19 protein-coding genes are annotated in these 20,157 nt (G+C 46.2%); 18 read left to right on the forward strand and 1 reads right to left on the reverse strand.

The genetic code is table 11. The features are described from left to right. The first annotated feature begins 3 nt into the window (after positions 1–3). The 12 genes from gspD (at position 4) to H5647_RS05330 (ending at position 11,444) form a co-directional block, all read left to right on the forward strand. Entirely contained in the window at positions 4–1,956 is a 1,953-nt protein-coding gene (gene gspD, locus H5647_RS05275; protein ID WP_236074777.1) for a type II secretion system secretin GspD, read from the forward strand. A 5-nt stretch (positions 1,957–1,961) separates the two neighbouring features. Next, complete coding sequence (gene gspE / locus H5647_RS05280) at positions 1,962–3,431, forward strand: type II secretion system ATPase GspE (protein ID WP_045856896.1); 1,470 nt, start codon at positions 1,962–1,964, stop codon at positions 3,429–3,431. 1 nt (position 3,432) lies between these two features. Then, complete coding sequence (gene gspF / locus H5647_RS05285; protein ID WP_045856898.1) at positions 3,433–4,662, forward strand: type II secretion system inner membrane protein GspF; 1,230 nt, start codon at positions 3,433–3,435, stop codon at positions 4,660–4,662. A 27-nt stretch (positions 4,663–4,689) separates the two neighbouring features. Next, positions 4,690–5,142 carry a type II secretion system major pseudopilin GspG gene (gspG, locus tag H5647_RS05290; RefSeq protein WP_045856900.1) on the forward strand — a complete coding sequence of 151 codons (453 nt, stop codon included), beginning with the start codon at positions 4,690–4,692 and terminating at the stop codon, positions 5,140–5,142. Positions 5,143–5,160: 18 nt separating this feature from the next. Next, positions 5,161–5,751, forward strand: a complete 591-nt coding sequence (locus H5647_RS05295) for a prepilin-type N-terminal cleavage/methylation domain-containing protein (RefSeq protein WP_045856902.1) — start codon at positions 5,161–5,163, stop codon at positions 5,749–5,751. A 10-nt stretch (positions 5,752–5,761) separates the two neighbouring features. Further along, entirely contained in the window at positions 5,762–6,184 is a 423-nt protein-coding gene (gene gspI, locus H5647_RS05300; RefSeq protein WP_045861091.1) for a type II secretion system minor pseudopilin GspI, read from the forward strand. Further along, positions 6,181–6,795, forward strand: coding sequence for a type II secretion system minor pseudopilin GspJ (gspJ, locus tag H5647_RS05305; protein WP_236074779.1), 615 nt, complete (start codon positions 6,181–6,183; stop codon positions 6,793–6,795). Before gspI ends, gspJ begins: the two co-directional genes overlap by 4 nt. Positions 6,796–6,799: 4 nt before the next feature. Then, positions 6,800–7,873: a type II secretion system minor pseudopilin GspK gene (gene gspK, locus H5647_RS05310; protein ID WP_045856904.1), complete on the forward strand. Its 1,074-nt coding sequence runs from the start codon at positions 6,800–6,802 to the stop codon at positions 7,871–7,873. Positions 7,874–7,889: 16 nt separating this feature from the next. Next, positions 7,890–9,122, forward strand: a complete 1,233-nt coding sequence (gspL, locus tag H5647_RS05315) for a type II secretion system protein GspL (RefSeq protein WP_045856905.1) — start codon at positions 7,890–7,892, stop codon at positions 9,120–9,122. Beyond that, positions 9,122–9,601 (forward strand): type II secretion system protein GspM, encoded by a 480-nt coding sequence (gspM, locus tag H5647_RS05320; RefSeq protein WP_045856907.1) that lies wholly within the window; start codon positions 9,122–9,124, stop codon positions 9,599–9,601. The genes gspL and gspM overlap by 1 nt, the downstream gene beginning before the upstream one ends. An 8-nt stretch (positions 9,602–9,609) precedes the next feature. Further along, entirely contained in the window at positions 9,610–10,377 is a 768-nt protein-coding gene (locus H5647_RS05325) for a type II secretion system protein N (protein WP_045856909.1), read from the forward strand. Between the two features lie 155 nt (positions 10,378–10,532). Next, a complete protein-coding gene (locus H5647_RS05330) occupies positions 10,533–11,444 on the forward strand; it encodes an FAD:protein FMN transferase (RefSeq protein WP_408034021.1) in 912 nt (303 codons plus the stop codon). On the opposite strand, the gene H5647_RS05335 is transcribed toward H5647_RS05330, so the two are convergent. Next, complete coding sequence (locus H5647_RS05335) at positions 11,407–12,474, reverse strand: integron integrase (RefSeq protein ID WP_082086958.1); 1,068 nt, start codon at positions 12,472–12,474, stop codon at positions 11,407–11,409. The two genes, H5647_RS05330 and H5647_RS05335, sit on opposite strands and share 38 nt — an antisense overlap. 611 nt (positions 12,475–13,085) lie before the next feature. Between H5647_RS05335 and H5647_RS05340 the strand changes: the two genes are divergently transcribed. From H5647_RS05340 to H5647_RS05365, 6 genes are read left to right on the forward strand one after another with little or no spacing between them, the layout of a single operon-like run. Then, on the forward strand, positions 13,086–13,601 hold the full coding sequence (locus tag H5647_RS05340) for an AraC family transcriptional regulator (protein ID WP_408034022.1): 516 nt from the start codon (positions 13,086–13,088) through the stop codon (positions 13,599–13,601). After that, positions 13,589–15,523, forward strand: coding sequence for a tetratricopeptide repeat protein (locus H5647_RS05345; RefSeq protein WP_045856912.1), 1,935 nt, complete (start codon positions 13,589–13,591; stop codon positions 15,521–15,523). Before H5647_RS05340 ends, H5647_RS05345 begins: the two co-directional genes overlap by 13 nt. Beyond that, positions 15,520–18,423, forward strand: a complete 2,904-nt coding sequence (locus H5647_RS05350; protein WP_236074781.1) for a tetratricopeptide repeat protein — start codon at positions 15,520–15,522, stop codon at positions 18,421–18,423. Before H5647_RS05345 ends, H5647_RS05350 begins: the two co-directional genes overlap by 4 nt. Beyond that, positions 18,410–19,078 (forward strand): tetratricopeptide repeat protein, encoded by a 669-nt coding sequence (locus H5647_RS05355; RefSeq protein ID WP_052691882.1) that lies wholly within the window; start codon positions 18,410–18,412, stop codon positions 19,076–19,078. The genes H5647_RS05350 and H5647_RS05355 overlap by 14 nt, the downstream gene beginning before the upstream one ends. Positions 19,079–19,082: 4 nt before the next feature. Then, the gene (locus H5647_RS05360) at positions 19,083–19,427 is read left to right on the forward strand and encodes a hypothetical protein (protein ID WP_236074783.1); all 345 of its coding nucleotides are present in this window, start codon (positions 19,083–19,085) and stop codon (positions 19,425–19,427) included. Between the two features lie 30 nt (positions 19,428–19,457). Next, positions 19,458–20,123, forward strand: coding sequence for a MotA/TolQ/ExbB proton channel family protein (locus H5647_RS05365; protein WP_045856914.1), 666 nt, complete (start codon positions 19,458–19,460; stop codon positions 20,121–20,123). Positions 20,124–20,157 lie beyond the last annotated feature (34 nt).

The following is a 20,157-nucleotide window of genomic DNA, read 5'->3' on the forward strand; positions in this document are numbered from 1 at the left end:
ACCGTGTTAAAGAATTTTGGCGTCATCTTGTGTGTGGCGATAATGATGTTTTCGGGCGCGTCTTTAGGGCAAGCTCAGGGCGCTCAGCCACAGCAAACGTGGACCATTAACTTCAAGGATTCAGATATCCACGAGGTTATTAAATTTGTCGCTGAAGTCACAGGTAAAACCTTAGTGATAGATCCTAGGGTTAAAGGGCGTGTGAAAGTGATTTCTCAAAAGCCTCTAACTGAACGAGAGCTAATGGAACTGTTTCGTTCGGTATTAGAGGTGCACGACTTCACCATCGTTGAGGTGGGAAATGTTGTACGTGTAGTTCCTTTAAAAGACGCACGTTCTTCACCTTTGCCTGTTCGGGATAATCCGGCTTTTGACGAAGGTTACGTTACCCAGGTTATTCAGCTTAAAAACATCGCAGCTGCGAAAGTGTTGCCCGTGCTACGACCCTTAGTGCCGCAGCATTCACACTTAGCCGCTTACGATCCCAGTAACGCTATTGTGGTATCCGATACGGCAGCGAATATAGAGCGTATTAAAGAAATTATCGAAAAAATCGATACCGCTGCATTGCCAGTAACGGAAGTTATTGAACTGCGCTACGCCGACGCGGACAGCCTTGTCGCGACATTAACAAAGCTAGATCGCGCCGAAAGTAAAGGTGCGCCGGCGTCCAATACATTACAGATGGTTGCCGATAAACGTAACAATGCCATTTTAATTAGTGGTGAAGACTTACAGCGTCAGCGCGTCAAAAACTTAATTCGTCGTTTAGACCGTCCACAGAAACAAACCGGTAATGTTCGCGTTGTGTATTTAGAATATGCAACGGCCAAAGATGTAGCCGTTGTTTTGAGTAAAGTGGTGCAAAACATGCAGCGCATGGTGCCTGGCGGAGAGAAGGGTGGCAAAGCTGGCCAAGGCGCAACGGTGGAGGCCGACGAAGCAACCAATGCGCTGTTGATTACGGCCGAGGGCGATAGTCTTGACTCGTTATTAGCGGTTGTTGAACGGTTGGATATTCGCCGTGCACAAGTTTTAGTGGAAGCCATTATTGTTGAAATGCAATTAGGCGATTCGCAAAATCTTGGTATTGAATGGATGTTCCAAAACGCTGATGCGGGTGTCTTTGGTAGTTCGAAGTTTGTCGGAAATGCAGCCGGTGCTGCAGCGGCTTTATTTTCCGATGCTGAAAACGCAACGGCGGCATTGGCTACAGCGCTAAGCGGCGTTCAAGGCGAAACATTGGGTGTTGCCGGAAATACCGGTGATGAAGATTTTCTCGTTCTAGTGAATTTGCTAAAAGGCAATTCGAACACCAATATTCTCTCCACGCCAACGCTATTAACCATGGATAACAACGAAGCCATGATTTCGGTGGGCCAGAACGTACCGTTTGTAACCGGTAGTTTTACTAATGCGGGTGGCAACGGCGGTAGCAATCCTTTCCAGACTATTCAGCGAGAAGATGTTGGTATTACTTTGACGGTCACTCCGCACGTGAACGAAGGTGATAAAGTCATTATGGATATTCAACAAGAAATATCGAGCGTAGCCGGCAGTGTTGGTGCGTCAGATATCGTGACTAACCAGCGTAAAGTTGAAACTCAAATTATGGCACGCGACGGTGAGGTCATCGTGCTAGGTGGATTGATACGAGACGATATCCAAGAAGATGAGCAGAGCGTACCTATCTTAGGTTCCATTCCGGTTCTTGGACGATTATTTCGTTCAAATGCAACGACTTCGACAAAATCTAATCTCATGATTTTTATTCGTCCTACGATTGTGCGAGATGACGAAACCTTACATGGTGCTACAGCCGAGAAATACAGCTATATTCGAGACCTACAATTGAAGCAGCAAGAACGCGGCATCTTTGGTGTCGACGTTGATACCTTGCGTATTCTTCCTGAGTTGGAACCGGTTGTGTTCGACGAAGCGCGGGCGGCGGAGTAGCTAACGTGAGTGAAGAATCAGCTTTCGTTCAAACCCGTCTTCCTTTTTCCTTTGCCAGCACTTATGGCGTGATGCTGGAAGAGGGAAAAGTAATGCACCGCCCGGGTATTACGGCGCAGACTATGATCGAAGTGCGCAGGCACTTGGGGCGGCCTTTCGAGATGGAACAGCTCGACGAAGAAGCCTTTAAAGCACGTTTGGCCCGCGTTTATCAAAGTACGGACGGCGAAGCACTGCAGGCCGTTGAAGACATGGGCGCTGAGTTCGACCTCACGGCGCTTGCTGACGACATCCCTGATGATAGCGAGCTACTGTCGGGCGACGGCGATGCGCCGGTTATACGACTCATCAATGCCGTACTATCGCAGGCCGTACAAGAAAAAGCCTCCGACATTCACGTAGAACCTTATGAAGATCGTGTGTCTATCCGGTTTCGAGTGGATGGAATCTTGGCCGAAGTACTGTCGCCAAAGCCCCAGCTTGCCCCTGTTTTGGTGTCGCGTTTAAAAGTAATGGCACGTTTAGATATTGCCGAAAAGCGTATTCCTCAGGATGGACGTATTACGGTTAAATTGGCCGGTCATGCTGTTGATATACGAGTATCAACAATTCCCTCTGCACACGGCGAACGGGTGGTATTGCGATTACTCGACCAAGCAGCGGGCCAGTTATCGTTATCACAATTGTCTATGCCCGAAAAAGTGCAGCAAAATTTCGAGCGCGCTTTAATTAAGCCGCACGGAATTATTTTGGTAACGGGCCCCACCGGTTCAGGTAAAACGACGTCGCTTTATGCAGGCTTAAGCCACCTGAACACGCGCGCACGTAATATATTAACGGTCGAAGATCCTATTGAATATTTGTTACCTGGCATTGGCCAAACGCAGGTGAATGCCAAAGTTGATATGACGTTTGCTCGCGGTCTGCGCGCCATATTACGACAGGATCCCGATGTGGTGATGATCGGTGAAATTCGTGACCAAGAAACGGCATCCATTGCGGTTCAGGCAAGTTTAACCGGCCACTTGGTACTTTCAACATTACACACCAATACGGCCATTGGTGCAGTTACTCGTTTGCAAGATATGGGCGTAGAACCCTTCTTGTTATCTTCCAGTATTGAAGCCTTAATGGCGCAGCGACTAATTAGAGTGCTGTGCACCAAGTGTAAAGAAGCTTACGAATCCACCGAATCGGAAGAAATACGATTGAGCTTGCCGCAAGGCAACACCATTTTTAGACCAAAAGGTTGTGATAGTTGTAATCATTCGGGCTACCGTGGTCGTGCAGGTTTATACGAAATTATCCCTATCGACGATCATTTGCGTCAGCTTATTCATGAAGGCGCAGGCGAGCAAACCATGTTAGCGCACGCGCGTACTTATTCGAGCTCCATTGAGCAAAGTGGTCGAGAAAAAGTACTGAGTGGCGAAACAAGTGTAGAAGAGGTCTTGCGGGTAACCGCGGTGTCTTAATATGGGTGCGTTTAGTTATCAGGCTCTGGATGCCAAAGGCAAAAAAGTAAAAGGTGTCGTCGAAGGTGACTCCGAACGTCATGTTCGCTCGCTTCTTCGAGCCAAACAGCTTAAGCCTTTAAACGTTAAAACTACACGTGAAAAAGCCAGTACGGCAGGCGGCTCTAAATTTAATTTCACGTTAGCGCGCCGGCCACACATGGGCTATCGCGATGTCTCGTTGGTGACAAGGCAGCTCGCGTCATTAATCCAGTCTGGCCTGCCGCTTGATGAGGTTCTACATTCCACCGCTAAGCAAAGCCGTAAACCGGCCGTAAAAACCATTGTCTTACAAGTGCGTTCGCGCGTGTTGGAAGGTTTAAGTTTGGCGCAAGCTATGGCTGAAATGCCTAAGGTTTTTGATAACCTTTACCGCGCAATGGTACGTGCTGGCGAATCGTCGGGTTACCTTGGCCCTGTACTTGAGCAGCTTGCGGAATACACCGAGCGCACACAAGAAACCAGACAAAAATTAAAAATGGCCATGGTTTACCCGATCATAATGATCTTGGTTAGTGTGTCCGTAGTCTCGTTGATGATGGTTAAGGTTGTTCCTCAATTAGTTGGCATGTTCGAACGCAACAAGCAGGACTTGCCGGGTATTACCGAATTTATGATTGGCGCGAGCGACTTTCTTGTCAATTACGGTTTTCTATTGCTTTTGGGTATCGTTGCTGCCGTTGTTGGTTTCAAGTGGCTAATTAAAGACGAGGGAAGAAAGAATAAATGGCACGGAATCGTGCTGAAAATGCCCGTTGCTGGCAACCTAATACTACAAGCCGAAAGTGCCCGATATGCCAGTACATTAGGCCTGCTAGCGAATAGTGGTGTGCCCCTGTTAGAAGCACTAAGAATTGCCTCGCAAGTGTTATCCAACAACCAGCTACGTATCGCCAGTGCTGAAGTTGCCGTAATGGTACAAGAGGGCTCCAGTTTGCATAAAGCGCTAGATGCGGTAGACATATTCCCGCCGTTACTGGTGCAAATGGCGGCGAGTGGCGAAGCAAATGGTCGATTGGCCGAACAGTTGTTGCACGCGGCACGAAATCAAGAACGAGAATTGGAGTTTACCGTTAATACCGCACTGGGATTAATGGAGCCATTTATGGTGTTGTTTATGGGAGGAGTAGTCGGGTTTATTGTTATGGCGATCTTGCTACCTATCTTCCAGATGAACAAGTTAGTGAGTTAATTTAATCGTTTGTAAGCGAGATAAACTATGAAAAATATTAATCGAAATCGCGGCTTTAGCCTTATCGAAATTATGGTCGTTCTGGTCATCATGGGGTTGCTAGCGTCTATTGTGGCACCCAACGTTATGGATGCTCTTTCGAGCAGTAAGGGCCAAAAAGTACAGGCTGATTTCGCTAACATTGAAACAGCGTTGAAAATGTACAAATTAGATAACTTTGTATACCCCTCTACCGAACAAGGCCTAGAGGCACTGGTAAGCCGCCCTACCTCGTCACCTGAACCGAAAAACTGGCGTAAAGGCGGCTACCTGTCAGAATTACCTATGGATCCTTGGCAGAGCCAATATTTGTATTCGAGCCCCGGAGACGCTAAACCCTACGAAATCTATACGCTCGGCGCCGACAGTGTGCGTGGCGGCGATGACGAAGCTGCCGATATCAACAATTGGGATCAAGTAGGGGGAGGTAACGACAACTAAGTTGTCGCGACTACGCCCATGAGGTTAACCACCAACATACAGTTTAAGTTGCAACGAGGGTTTTCGTTACTAGAGCTGTTGGTGGTGTTAATTATAGTCGGCACCGTAATGGGTGGCGTTGGTGTGGCCATCAACCAAGGTGGCCCCGAAAAAGAGCTAGCCAAAGTTGTCAGTAAGTTCACCGCCTATGCCGGCCATGCTAGTGATGTAGCAATCTTGTCAGGTAAGTCACTAGGCCTAATGATTGAGCCACCCGAGTGGCAAGAAAACCCCTTAGACAAAGGTTGGCGTTATCGCTGGCAAATGATGACACAGGCGGGTTGGCAAGATTATGCAGAACTGCCGGCCATCGATATTCCAAAAGGTATTAACCTCTATGTCACCATAGAAGGTGAACTTTGGGAATGGGAGAATGCGCCTGAAATTCGATTACCACTCGTTGCTTTTTATCCCGGTGGTGATCTTACTTTATTTGATATTGAATTCACGCTCGACACTTTTGATCTTGATATTAGTGAACACGTAACCGTAGATGATTGGGGCCGTATCGTATGGACCGAGCGTGCGGAAATGTTAGCCGAAATCGAAGAAGAGCTGGGTGACCTATGAGGGCAAAGCAATGAACACCACACTGCGACGCGTATCAGGTTTTACACTTATTGAAGTGTTAATTGCATTGGCGATTGTTGCCGTTGCACTACCCGCGCTGGTTATGCGCGTTCAATCCGTATCAGATAACACCGGCTACATCGAACAGAAAAGTTATGCCTATTGGATAGCGCAAAATAAAATGGAAGAGATCTTCCTCGATTACCGCATTAAAAATACTTTCCCAAAAACAAAGCGACATGACACCCTCGAATTCGGCGGCAAAGAGTGGTACTGGGAAGTTCAAGCAGTAACGACGGGAATGGAATCGATCTATCGTATTGAAGTGCGAGTGGGCAATGATGAAGATGATATCCTGGCGAGCTATGCCGGTATATTGCATGAGTCAAAAGACGGCGCTCAAACTGTCCCTAATACGGGTACGGTTCAGTGAAAAGACAATGCGGCATTTCACTGTTAGAAGTACTGGTGTCGGTAGCAATCATGGCAACGATTGCGCTTTTGGCCTTTGGTGCTTTGGATGTAAGTGAACGCTCAAAAGTAGTAAGCGAAGAAAAAATGCATGACCTGCTCCAGTTTGATCGTGGTTGGGTAATGCTAGAAAATGATTTACGAAACGCGCTGTCCTACGCTAATGGCAACGCTTATGGCGACTTAATAAACGCTATGGACGTACGCTATGGCGAAGAATACAGCCTTGTTTTTTTACGGTCTGGGCGCGCTAACCCTTTGGGTTTTCCTCGAACAGAATTGGCGCGAGTAGGCTATCGGTTGGAGGAGAGCGTTTTGTGGCGAGATACGTGGTACGACCCGCAAAACCCTGACATTGATTTCGCCCGCCAACAAAAAATTATGGAAGGCGTAGAAGATATTAAAATAAGCGTATTACCGACATCCGGCCAAGGTTATAAAGAAGGCCCGTGGGTAGAAGAGTGGCCAGGTCTTGGGCCTCCTAACGTTTTACCACTGGCATTAGAAATTACGATAGAAACTAAAAGCCGTGGAGAAATTACCCGTTTATTTGCTTTAAGCCCAGGGAAATAACTTCATGACTAGGGCTAAAAACAGCGGCGTTGCGACATCGAACCAGCGAGGAATGGCGTTGATATTGGCGTTACTGGTTGTCGCCTTGGTTACGGTTATTGCTGTAGAGCTAAGTTGGCGTTTTGAGTTAACGCTGTCCCGTTCTGCAAACCGTTGGCACGGTGTACAAGCCGACGCGTACTTGCTTGGTGGAGAAGCGCTAGCACATTGGATTCTGACACAGGATACAGAGAAAGATCAGCAAGAAGGTATTGTGAACGATACCTTGCAAGAAGAGTGGGCACAGCCAGCACAAATGCCAACCGATGAAGGTTGGTTACGAGGAACGGTAACCGACGCTCAAGGGCGCTTTAATCTCAATTCACTTATCGATAAAGCGCCAAAACTACAGGGCAATAAAACCCCTCAATCGTGGCAAAAATGGACAGCTCCGCAACGTCGTTTTATTCGACTATTGCAGACCATAGAGCTAGAGGAAGATGTATTTCTAGACCAAGCCGCTGCGATAAATATTACTGAAGCCATTATGGATTGGGTCGATTTGGATTCAAACGTTTCAACAATATCGGGCTATGGCGGTGCCGAATCGGATTATTATGGGCAATTAGACCCCCCATTTGTGGTGGCAAATAAAGCCATGATGAGCGTGACTGAGCTGAATGTTATTCGTGGGATAACCCCCGTGCTCTACCGAAAGCTTCTACCTTTAGTGATAGCGTTACCAAAAGAAGTGCCGATCAACGTGAACACCATGCCCATACAATTGATGCGCACAATTAATGACAAAAAAATACTGTATCCAAACAATATCGACGACGCGCAATATATCTTTGAAGAACGCAGTATTGGTTATGAAGATATCGCATCTTTTAAAAGTTCGGCAGCGGTCGATCAGGTTGTAGGTAGTACCCCGAATGGTGAAAGTAATATTGATATAACGGGCCTGGACATAAAAAGCAGTTATTTTATTTTCGTAGGCGATACATCCGTTGGCGATCATATTCGCGAGCGTAAAGCGTTAATGTTCCGTGATGGTAGTAAAGTCACTACCTTGCGTAGAACAGACGCAAACTTTTAATAACTAGAGAAAGAACGTGGCTGAAAAAGTATTTGCCCGACAAACAACTGATGGACTTTGGCAGTGGCGTTTAGCAAGCGTTGAAGGCCAATGGGCTACCGATGTTTATCATTCCGGTGACGATGAAGCAATGGTTGCAACCGCACGTACGGCTAATGCGCCTGTAAACTTGCTGGTGAATGGCAATCAAGTGGTGTGTTGTAGCACGGAAATAGACGCGAAAGAAAAGCGTCACATGGCCAAACTTTTACCTTACGAGCTAGAAGAGCAGGTCATCGATAATATCGAAGAGATGCATTTAGCTTTTTGTTCTGCCGAAGACGACCGGATTAACGTTGCCTATATCAGCAATAAAGATATGGAAAAATCGTTAGCCCCCCTCATTGAGTTGAATTGCGATACGCGCATAGTTGTGCCAGATTACCTCACCTTACGCAGAGATAACAATGGCGTAACACTGGTGCTAGACGAGCAACAGCTTATCGTGAGAACAGGAACGGACGAAGGTTTTAGTGTTGAAGATACGCTTGCTCCCTTTGTATTGTCGGAACAAGAGCAGGAACTAGATTTTACCTGCACCGTTAATCTAGTTGCCGAAAGTGACGAGCAGTTAGATATACTCGCGAGTTGGTTGCCCGCGTCTTGGACACGTGACAACGGGCCTGAAATTATCCGTAATATTGGTGGCCTTTGGGATTGGCTAGAACCCGCTCAGGTTAATCAAGAACTCAATTTACGTAGAGGAACCTTTTCTCGACAATTGCCTATTAAACGGTGGTTAACGCAGTGGAAAACGCCCCTTATCGCAATAGCGGCTGCTTACTTGATTGCCGTGACCGTCACCTACGCACAATATCTTGGTCTCAAAAGTGAGCAAAAAGAAATTGTGGCCAGTATGAATGCAATTTATCTTAAAGCCGTTCCAAAAGGTCGTGCGGGAGATCCCGAAGGCCGATTGGAAAAACTCGTTAAAAACATTAAAGGTGGCGCAAAAGCATCGAGTAATCTCATGGTGTTGCTCGGTGGTGTGGCCGATACATTAAAGACCTCTGGTAATATCGCGATGTCGAGCTTCCGTTACAACGCCGATCAAGGTGAATTATTGCTTAACATTGAAGGCAGTAATTTCGGCGAGCTAGAAAGTTTGCGAACAGGCGTTGAGGAAAAAGGCTTTAAAGCTGAATTACTGCGTGTAGAAGCGAAAGGCGAAAGGCAGAGCGCGCGAATGAAAGTGTCGGAGGCTCCATAATGGATGACATAAAAGAGTGGTGGAACCAAGCTTCTACGCGAGACCAAATTGCATTGGTTGTTTGTGGGGGAATACTGGCGGTTTATCTTGCTTACGTAGTACTACTAAAACCGGTAACGGCAATGCGTGACGAGCAAATACGTAAAAATGCCTCACAAGAGCAAGCGTTGGAACGTGTTAGAAACTACGCGGCTATTTGGGTGAATCAAGGTACAAAGAAAAAAAGCGCAAGTAATAAAGGCAGCATTGTTGAAGTTGTAGATTCCAGCTTGCGGCAAAACAATTTGAAACTATCAGGTATGCAGCCCAGTGGTAGCGATGATGTACGTATTCGTTTAGAGCAGGTTGCCTTCGATAATTTACTCGCATGGCTGTATCAAATAGAAGTGACCCAGCGTATTCAAGTAAAAGATATATCTGTTGCAACCGGATCGAGCACCGGTTTGGTCTCTGCTAACCTTCGATTGCATCGAGATTAATTAAGATTATGAGCGCTACTAAAAAAATTGTAAAACCATTGGTTATTTTGTGTTTTGTGCTCTATTTTTTGGGGCTAGTATTGTCCCGAGCACCAGCGGAACTTGCGGCGTCGGCGATACACAATGCCATGCCGAAGGTATGGCTTACTGGCATTCAAGGTACGTTGTGGAAAGGTGTTGCCCGAGGCGCGCAACTCGATTTACCCAAATCAAGTTTGTCGCTTGGCAGTATTCAGTGGACCTTGAGTGGGTGGTCGTTACTATTACTCAAGCCTTGTATTAACTTCGAAGCGGTCGATGGTGTCGCCGTTATTTCAGGGCGAGCGTGTCAAAGTTTGAGCGGTAATACCACATTAACCGATATAAATGTGGATGCACCTATATCCCCGTTAAGCGATGTTATCAATCTGCCGGTCGCAGGCCGAGTATCTCTAACTATTGTCTCGGCAACGTTAGAAGAGACCTTAATCAAAACCCTCGATGGGCGTTTTAGCTGGCAGAGTGCCAGTTTTAATCCCGGTGAAGGTTGGTTATCGCTTGGTTCCTTCGGTGCAACGCTTAGCGAGAGCGGTGATGGAAAAATTAAAGGGCACGTTACCGATATAGAAGGCTCTTTAAAAGTGGATATAGAAGCGTTGGTATCACTTAACGATTGGCAATTTAGCGGTACAGTTAGTCCGCAAGAGGGCACGCCAGAATTGCTCGTCGAGGGGTTACCACTGTTTGGCGAAGAAGTTGAGCCGGGCCAATACCATATCGTGTTGTCCAGCCAATAAGCCGCCGTTACCGTTAATTTCTTTGCCTAAAAAGAGGTTTCACGCGCATGACAATACCCGTTAACATGCGCGTATTATTTCCCCTGCTTCTTTGCGTCCTTCACGCTCTCTCATCAACAACCTACGCTAGCTGGCATACAGATTCGCAGTCCATAATGGGGACTAAGATCAATATTACCGTCTGGCTTGAAGACCCCGTCGCCGCACAAAAACTATTGCAACAAGGGATGACCGAAATGCGGCGAATTGATGCGAGTTTTTCGCCGTGGATCGAGAGTAGCGAATTAGCACGTGTTAATCGCCTAGCCGCGCAACAACCACAGTCAATTTCAGAAGAGCTCGTGTGGCTTATTGATAAGTCGTTGTACTTTAGTCACATTAGCGAGGGTGCTTTTGATATTACATTTGCGTCCGTGGGCTGGTTTTACAACTACCGCGAAAAAGAGCAGCCAACAAATGAACAGCGCCAGACATTATTACCGGCCATTAACTACAAAGGGTTAGTGCTCGATAAAGCAACAAACACTGTTGGCTTCACACACGAAAATGTAAGAATCGATTTGGGTGGTATAGCGAAAGGGTATGCCGTAGATCGCGTAGCCGAATTATTAATACGCGCGGGTGTTAAACATGCGACCGTGAGCGCGGGCGGCGATAGCCGAATAATTGGCGACAAGCGCGGTCAGCCGTGGATGATTGGGATTAAAAACCCTCGCAGCGGCGAGCAAGGTAAAACTGATACAGCCATTGTTCTACCGCTAGAAAATCTCGCGCTGTCGACCTCAGGTGATTACGAGCGCTATTTTATTGATGAAAAAACGGGTAAACGGGTGCATCATATTATTAACCCGAAAACAGGTACGTCAGTAGAAGGCGTAACAAGTGTCACTATCCTGGGCCCTACAGGCAGTGACACCGACCCTCTATCGACCACGGTATTTGTACTGGGCATTGAGAGGGGCTTATTGCTGATCAATCGTCTGCCCGGTTTCGATGCCGTTATTATCGATAGTCGTGGGAAAGTATATTTTAGTGAAGGGCTAGCGCCACCGGCTGAACCCGATTAATGCCGATACCCTCTAACCTATAAGCGGCACTTATCTCACGTACTTCTGAGTGTGATTGAGTATCCGTTATTAGATCACTGAGGGGGCTATAAATTACGTGCCCATTTCTATTTAAGACATGTGTATAAATTTCCGTTGTCCGAATGTCAGAATGCCCTAATTGTGCCTGCACTGTTCTTATGTCGGACCCACGTTGTAGCATATGGGTTGCGAAAGAATGCCGCAGTGTGTGGCAAGATGCAGGCTTAATTATGCCGGAGGCGTACACCGCTTTTTTTACCGCCCGCTGAATACTTTGTTCACCTATATGATGCCGCCGTTTCTCGCCCGTGCGCGGGTCCTGTGAGAATGAACGGGCTGGAAATAAATACTGCCAGCCAAATTCAAAAGGTGCTTTAGGGTATTTTCGTGCAAGCGCGTAAGGCAAATACACCCCACTCCAATGTCCATCGGTAATATCTTCATCGAAATACGCACGCACGATTGTTAGCCGACGTTGTAGTGATGGTACGAGTTCAGGAGCCAACGTGACAATACGCGATTTCTGGCCCTTGCCTGCTCTCACGAGCACCGAGAGTTGATCAAAGTCGATGTCTTGCACCCGTAATCGTACCGTTTCCATTATGCGTAATCCGGAGCCATACATGAGCAGCGCGCAAAGTCGTGGTATACCACTCAGGTTTCGGAACAAAGAACGAAGCTCATTGGGTGTTAGTACTGTAGGAAGTTTGGTAATGGTTTTCGCTCTATAAAAATCGTGAAAATCCATGGGTTCGCGCTGCATAAAGTGGTTAAATAAAAACACTATGGCGTTTAACGCAGTTTTTTGAGTGCTTGGGGATACCTTTCGTTCGAGAGCGAGATAATTTAAATAAGCTCTTATATTTTTTTCATCCATACCGTCGGGGTGTCGATTCCCGTTAAACTGAATGAATTGCGTAATCCAATAAAGATAAGTCTGTTCTGTACGATAGCTGTAATATTTACTGCGCATAAATGCACGAATTTGATTTAAAAATAATGAAGCCATCCTTGCCTCCTTGGTGCGTATATTTTAGTGTATATACAAACAGTATTATTGTGCTTGTCTATTGTCAAGAGCCGCTCAACCCAGTGCAACAGATGTAGCAATGTGCGGGTGTAAATTTAAGTATTCACTGCCGTCTCTAACGGATTGAGTCGTTCGTATAGATGAATTTAGTGTCATTTGCGTGATTAATTAGCGTCGTTTAGTGCGCGGGTTATCACCTAAACATCAATTTACATTTATAGAGTGGATTCTCTGAAAAAATGGCACAGAAAGTGAAGCTGTGGGCGCTACAGGATCAAACAAACGCTAGAATATTGATAAATTCACGCGTGCTAGGCCGCTAAGATTAGGGTTTTGCTTTCAAATTTATTCTGACATTTCTAACCAGTTCACAAAACCGGCGTACAATCATGTCTTTTACTGGAACAGCTGTAGAAATTACGGCGAACTATGTCTGTGTTAACGACCTACGGAGAATGACGTTGAGTGGTAAATTATGCCAATTTTGGGCACGTCGACGCGGCGTAAAACTGATTTCGCTGCCAGAAAGCGAACGTAAACATGCAGTATGCGCAAAAAATGTCGTGTGCGCTGCGCTATATACATTCCTACTGTTTGCGGTGAGCTCGGTTGTCGCAGAAGACGAACCGAGTGCGGTGGCGGAGGTAGCTGCTGTTGCCTCGCCGTTAAGCCACGACATTGAAGACCTGAAGAAGACAGCGCTTGAGCTGAATCGAGATTTACTCATTTTAGAAGAAGAGCTGTTATTTCCGGCTAATACTCAGATTATGGTTTTTCTGTCGTTGGATACAGGAGCGTTTTTTCAGCTCGACGCCGTTAAATTACATATCGACGATAAACTCGTTGCAAGTCATCTGTACACACCTCGCCAGAACGACGCCTTGAGTCGTGGCGGTATACAGCGTTTGTTTGTTGGCAATTTGAAAACAGGCGAACATGAATTAACGGCCTATTTTACGGGCATTGGCCCGGATAAGCGTGAATACAAACGCGGCGCGACTCTTTTAATTGACAAAGATGACGACCCCAAAATGCTTGAACTACGCATTAAGGACGCCTCCGCTAATATGCAACCGGAATTTGATTTTAAAGAATGGCAGCTGTAAACCGAGCGCTCTTATTGTTGCTGGTTTTTCTTTTCACCATTGCCGCTTCTAGCGCTTTAGCTAAAAAAGAAAAACCGCTTACGACAGTGGCTGATTTGCGCTACGGCGTTGCCCTGTATCACTATCATCAACAGGAATACCTTCAGGCGCTTACCGAACTGTTAATCGCGAAGGAGCGTGGGGGTATTCAAGGGCATGGTGACAACCCCGCTTTAATGGAGGGTGGGTTTGCACTTGCCTATGGTTTAGAACGGTATTCGGCGAGTATCTTTAGCGAAATGCTTGCCGACAACGTGCCGGAAAAATCACAAGTGGCGGCGTGGTATTACCTTGCGAAAATGCGTTATATGCGTGGTGACTGGGCGATGGCAGAAAGCTCCTTGGCCCATGTTAAAGCTATCGGTGATAGCAATAAAAATAGTATTAATGCTCTCTCCAACGACCTCGACATACTTAACATAAATTTGGCGATTAAAAAAAATAATCGTGAGCAGGCTGAAGCGTTTTTAGAGAATTCGAATCTCTCCGATAACGCGCTTTCCTATCTATACTTTAACCTCGGTTCATTAGCCGCTCGCGAACAAGATTTTACGACCGCAATCGAGTACTACAATCGCATTGGCAAGATCGAACACTCCGACGATGAGTTTCGTGCACTTCACGATAAAGCAATGACGGCGGCTGGTTACAGTTTTTTGTTGTCGGGCGATTATGCGTCTGCCATGGGGCGTTTTTCGAACGTTCGTGTTGATAGTGCGTTATCGGGGCGTGCACTTTTGGGGTACGGCTGGGCGGCGACAGAGTTGCAGCAATATAGCGAAGCCTTAAAAGTATGGTCGCATTTAAGCCGCGCCAGTCTAGCGGATGAAAACTCCCAAGAAGCGCTTGTGGCTATGCCCTATGCCTACGAAAAAATGGGCAGAGATGGGCTTGCTTTACAAGAATTCAAGAAGGCTGAATACAGCTTCAAAAACGAAATTAACCGGCTTGATGACGTGATTGCCAACCTTAGTGGCGATACTCTTTTACAGGCACTGCGAATTGAAAACGAAGATGGCATTGATTGGCTAACACAATCGGACACGCCTCAGCTCGCACCGCAACTTAGTTATCTTATCGCTCTGTTTTCTCAAGAGAAATTTCAATTAGGGATACAAGAACTGCGCGCACTTCTTGGCGTGCAAAAAAATACCGTGGAGTGGCAACAAAAATTAGCTTTCTATTCAGATATGTTGCAACAGCGCGAAATTGATCGAGACAATAAAGCTGCGGTAATCGCACAGGAAACACTTAAAAACCAGATTAATAATATTCAGCGGAAACGTAATGACTTAGCGCTCAAAATAGAAACCATCGCAGGGGGAAAAGACTATCTCGCATTGGCTTCTGGCGATGAAGCGAATTTAATTCGACGCGCAGTGCGGGCAAAGAAAGCCGTAAGTCTACCCGCGTTAAGAGAGGATGACCCCTTTATTGAGGATACCGACGAAGCGGTTCGTTGGTATTACGGCATGTTACTCTGGAATGCCAGCGAGAACTTTTCTGATCGTCTATGGCAGGCAGTGAAAACGCTTAACAGTTTGGATGCAACTATTGATGAACTGCAAAGTAATTATCGAAATATTGAAAAAATTCTGAGTGCTGCTCCAGACTTACAACCCTTCCGTATTCGTGTGGCTGAGGCGAATGCACGTTTGGAAAGGCAAAATATCGAGGTTAATCGTGCCGTGGCCGCATCTAAAGAGCAACTGCGCCAACAGGTGGTAAGTGTACTGAGAGAGCAAAGGCTTCGCGTAGAACATTATCTAGCTCAGAGCCGTTTATCGGTTGCACGCCTTTACGACAAAGCGCGCTTATTGCAAGAGCAAGAGGCCTTCGCTCCAAATAGCCCAAACGTTTTGAGCGGCGAGGTTGATCAGTGAGCTACCCCATGCGGTTTAAAGTCATTGCATTATCGGTGTCTTTTATTTTTATGCAAGGCTGTTCATGGTTTGGAAACCACGAATCCAATTATGGGCGCACTATCGCTGGGCTCGAAGCGCCGCTGATACCAGACGAGCCAATGCCGGTGCCCGCTACTACCTTAGACCAAATCGAAGATAGCTATCGCTCAGCGCTAGAGGTGGCGAAAGATCCGAGTATTCGTCATCAAATTTTAGTACGTCTTGCCGATTTAGAAATGGCAAGAAGCGAAAAGAATCAACTAGACGCAGAGACACAGCAACAGTTTTTCGATGGTGCTGTGTCGATGTACGAAGAGCTAATCACCCTAAATAAAGCGTGGCCTGTTAACGGCGAGCTAATGTCGAATGAGCGTTTGTTGTATCAGTTATCAAAAGCCTATGCGCTAGATGGCCGCATGCAGGAATCGGATGATGTACTTGGCCTTTTAGTAGGGCAGTATCCCGAGTCAAGCTTTGTCGCCGAAGCGGATTTTCGTCAAGCCGAAAAAGCGTTTAGTGACGGAAACTATGCCGTAGCTGAACAGCTTTACCGCAAAATAATGGACGGCGGTGATACAACTCCCTTTTATGGCAACGCTGTCTATATGCATGGTTGGTCGCAATTTAAACGTGGCAAGTATCGAGCGTCAGTAAAATCATTTACTGAAGTGTTAGACCGCAGTCTATCAGTAGAAGGCCAAACGCTGGCTGATCTGAGCAATAGCGATAGAAACTTGGTGAACGATACCTTACGGGTTTTTGGTATTGTGTTTTCGTACCTTGACGGTGCCGAATCTATTACGGATATTTACCAAACGTTGGGTCAGCGTCACTATCAACATTTGCTCTATCTTAGCCTTGGTGATTTGTATCTTGAGAAAAAACGCTATCGTGATAGTGCTGATACCTATCGACACTATGTACAGGTGTTTCCCAATACCGATTACTCACCTACGTTTAGTGTAAAAGCGATTACCGTTTACAATTTGGGTAACTTCCCGAGTTTAATCTTGCCGGCCAAAGAAGAGTTTGTTCGTAACTATGGCGTCTACAGCAACTTCTGGAGCACAAGAGAGGAGGAACAGCTGGCCGTACTTAAACCGAATTTACATCTCTATCTCGATGAACTATCGAGCTTTTATCATGCGCAAGCGCTGACAAATCGAAAAGTGCGGGCGGAATACGCCAGCCTAAAAGCCGAAGGGAAAAATCCTCCGTTCAAGCTGCCAGAGAATATTGCCGAGCCTAATTTTGTAAAGGCGGCGGGCTTGTATCAGCAATTTATCGATACCTTCCCGTTAGACACAAAAGTTGCGGAAATGACTTATCTAATGGGTGAATCTTATTATGAGGCGGGCCAATTAATTGCGGCGGTTAGCGCATACGAGGCTGTTGCCTATAAATATCTCGATACGTTGCGTGGAGCTGAAGCCGGCTATGCGGCTATTTTTACGTTACAGCGTTTAATCGACGACCAACCGAAAAAAACGGAGAACGATGCATTGTTGGTGTCGCAATGGTACGAGCAGAAAGTTACCAACGCGCTCAATTTCGCCGACTATTATCCAACGGATAAGCGAGCCGCCGGTGTATTAACAAAAGCGGCGCAAGAAGTTTTTGAACGCGGTAATTTAGAACGTGCACAAGTTATCGCCAAGCGCATGACCGAATGGCAGCCAACACCTGAAAAAACACTTCAAAAAACTGCTTGGCTAGTGTTAGCGCATACCCAGTTTGACTTAAACCAATTTGCAGAAGCCGAACTATCCTATCAACAGTTAATAATGTTGTTAGATCCAGCGGACCCTGACCGACCCGCTATTATTGAGCGAATTGCGGCCAGCATGTATAAATCGTCTGAAGCACAAATTGCTGCTGGCGAGAAAATTATTGCCATTGAAAAGCTCCTCGCTATTCGTACTATTTCTCCTGCCAGCGACATCGCTATCGCGGCGCAATATGACGCTGCAAACTACTTGATCGAATTGGAAGATTGGTCTCAAGCAGAGCAGGTACTGTTGGATTTTGGTCGACGTTACCCTGAACACTCTTTAACAGCAACGCTACCCCCGAAATTGGCTTTTATTTATCAGGAAACCGAAAGCTGGGGAAAAGCCGCGTCGCAACTGTCTATTATGGCCAATTCAGGTGATCCACAGATCCGCCGAAATTCTTTGTACCTTTCTGCAGAACTTTATGAAAAATCTAATAATCGGCAGAAGGCTATCGAACAATACCGCTTGTACGCCAATAGCTATCCATTACCGTTTGATTTGGCTATTGAGTCACGTTATAAGTTGGTTGAATTGTACGGTCACATAAATGAAGTTGGAAAACGTAATTATTGGCTCAAAGATTTAATTCAACAGGATAAAAAGGCCGGCGCAGGTTCCACTGCTCGTTCGAAAACTCTTGCAGCAATGGCATCGTCAAAGTTTGCTAACGATGAATTTGAGCGCTTCATTACAATCAAACTGACGTTGCCCATTAAAAAAAGTATGCGTAAAAAGAAAGCTGCAATGGATCAAACACTAAAGTCGTATCGACAGGTATTGGCTTATGGTGTGGCTGACTATTCAACGGATGCGAATTACAAAATTGGTATGTTGTATGGCCAGCTAAGTCAGGATCTGATGAATTCAGAACGGCCACCAGGGCTGGATACTTTGGCACTAGAACAATACGAAATTCTATTGGAAGAGCAAGCGTACCCTTTCGAAGAAAAAGCCATAGATTTGCATGCCAGCAATATTCAGCGTGCGTGGGAAGGTCTTTATGACGATGGTGTTAAAAACAGTTTTAAGGCGTTAGCGGAATTACTACCGGCTCGCTATGGTAAAGAAGAGAATAAGATAGGGGTGAGTCGTGGGCTACATTAAAAAAACCACTAGAACACCGTTAGTGGCGATGCTAATGGCGTCAGTTCTGTGGGGCTGTAGCGGTGTCCTAAAGAAAGCGCCTTTAGACGCTGAACCGGCAGTGAGCGAAACGCCAGCCGTAGAGGTTGCATTAGAGATACTTCCTAACCCCTACTTAGCGACTAAGCCATCAGTACCGGATAAAGCCAAAGACGAGTTTGCCCAAGCGACCGAGGCAATGAATGCAGAGCAATGGTCTAAAGCGGAAGGGATTCTCGTGTTAATGACTGAGACTTGGCCGAATCTTTCTGGTCCGTATGTCAATCTCGGTATTGCACAGTACCGACAATCGCATCTGGCACAAGCAGAAGATAGCCTAAAAGGTGCTATACACGTAAATGCTGCGAATATGGATGCTTATACGTGGCTAGGTGTACTCTACAGAGAGCAGGGGCGTTTTAATGACGCTGAGGCGAATTATAAAGCGGCTTTGGCCATTTGGCCGCATCATGTGGATTCGCTGCGTAATTTGGGTATTTTGTACGATCTTTATTTAGGCCGATTTGACGAAGCTTTAGTGCAGTACAAATTATTGCAGCGCGTATTACCCGAAGAAAGTCGACAGCTTAAAGGATGGGTACGTGATCTCGAACGTAGGCTAGCTGACAAAGGTTAAAAAAATGGACAAACAGTTTCACAATAGCCGCGAAAAGCGCGTAGTGTCGGTTAAATACTTTAGCTACGGGCTTAGTGTTGCAATGTTAATGTTGCTGTCTCTTAACAGCGTGGCGCAGTCCAATGCCAATGATGACAATGTCGTTGAACTTAGCGCGACGGTTACTGGTAACCAAGAACAGCCAAAAGTAATTTACATTGTGCCGTGGAAGCCGGCCTCGGATGATTCAATATTATACCAACCGTTAAACAGTAAAACAGATAGTGTATTCGGGCATGTGGAGGTAAGTGAACACAGGCGCGAATTACAGTTTATAAAAACCCTGGCTAGCGAAGCTGCGGCCGAATAATTTACGTTACGATCTGGAGGCAGATATCCCATGAATAGTGTTGTTACTTTTTTTCAAAGCGGTGGACCTTTTATGTATCCCATTGCATTAGTGTTGGTAGTTGGCTTAGCTCTGGCGGTAGAGCGATGGTTATTTTTAACGGCAGCGAAAGCGTCGAATAGAAAAGCCTTTAACCGTTTGTTGCCGTTATTGCAGAAAAAAGACTATGCCGCGGTGGTGGATTTAGCGCGGCAAAGCAAAGCGCCCATTAGTCGTATCGTAGCGTCAGGTATTGCGCGCATGCAACACTCGCCGCGTCGAGACGAAATTGAATACGCTATGGAAGAAGGCGTGATGGAGGCGGTACCTCGCTTAGAAAAACGCACGCCTTATTTAGCAACGTTGGCCAATATTTCTACTTTATTAGGGCTTCTCGGTACGATTATGGGGCTTATTGCGGCCTTTACCGCTGTAGCCAACGCAGACCCTTCTGAAAAAGCAAATTTATTATCGCAAAGTATTTCGGTTGCTATGAACACAACAGCATTTGGTCTGATGGCTGCGATTCCTTTATTGCTTTTTCATGCTACTTTGCAAACCAAAACAACAGAAATTGTCGACAGCCTTGAAATGGCGGGTATCAAGTGCCTGAACATTATGTCGAATTTAAATGCTTTTTCTACTCGTACCCGAGCAAACGATAAACCACGTACATAATGGTTGCGATAAGCTGTTTGGGTTTTGCTCATGG

This window comes from Teredinibacter purpureus (assembly GCF_014217335.1).
GTDB classification, from domain to species: domain Bacteria; phylum Pseudomonadota; class Gammaproteobacteria; order Pseudomonadales; family Cellvibrionaceae; genus Teredinibacter; species Teredinibacter purpureus.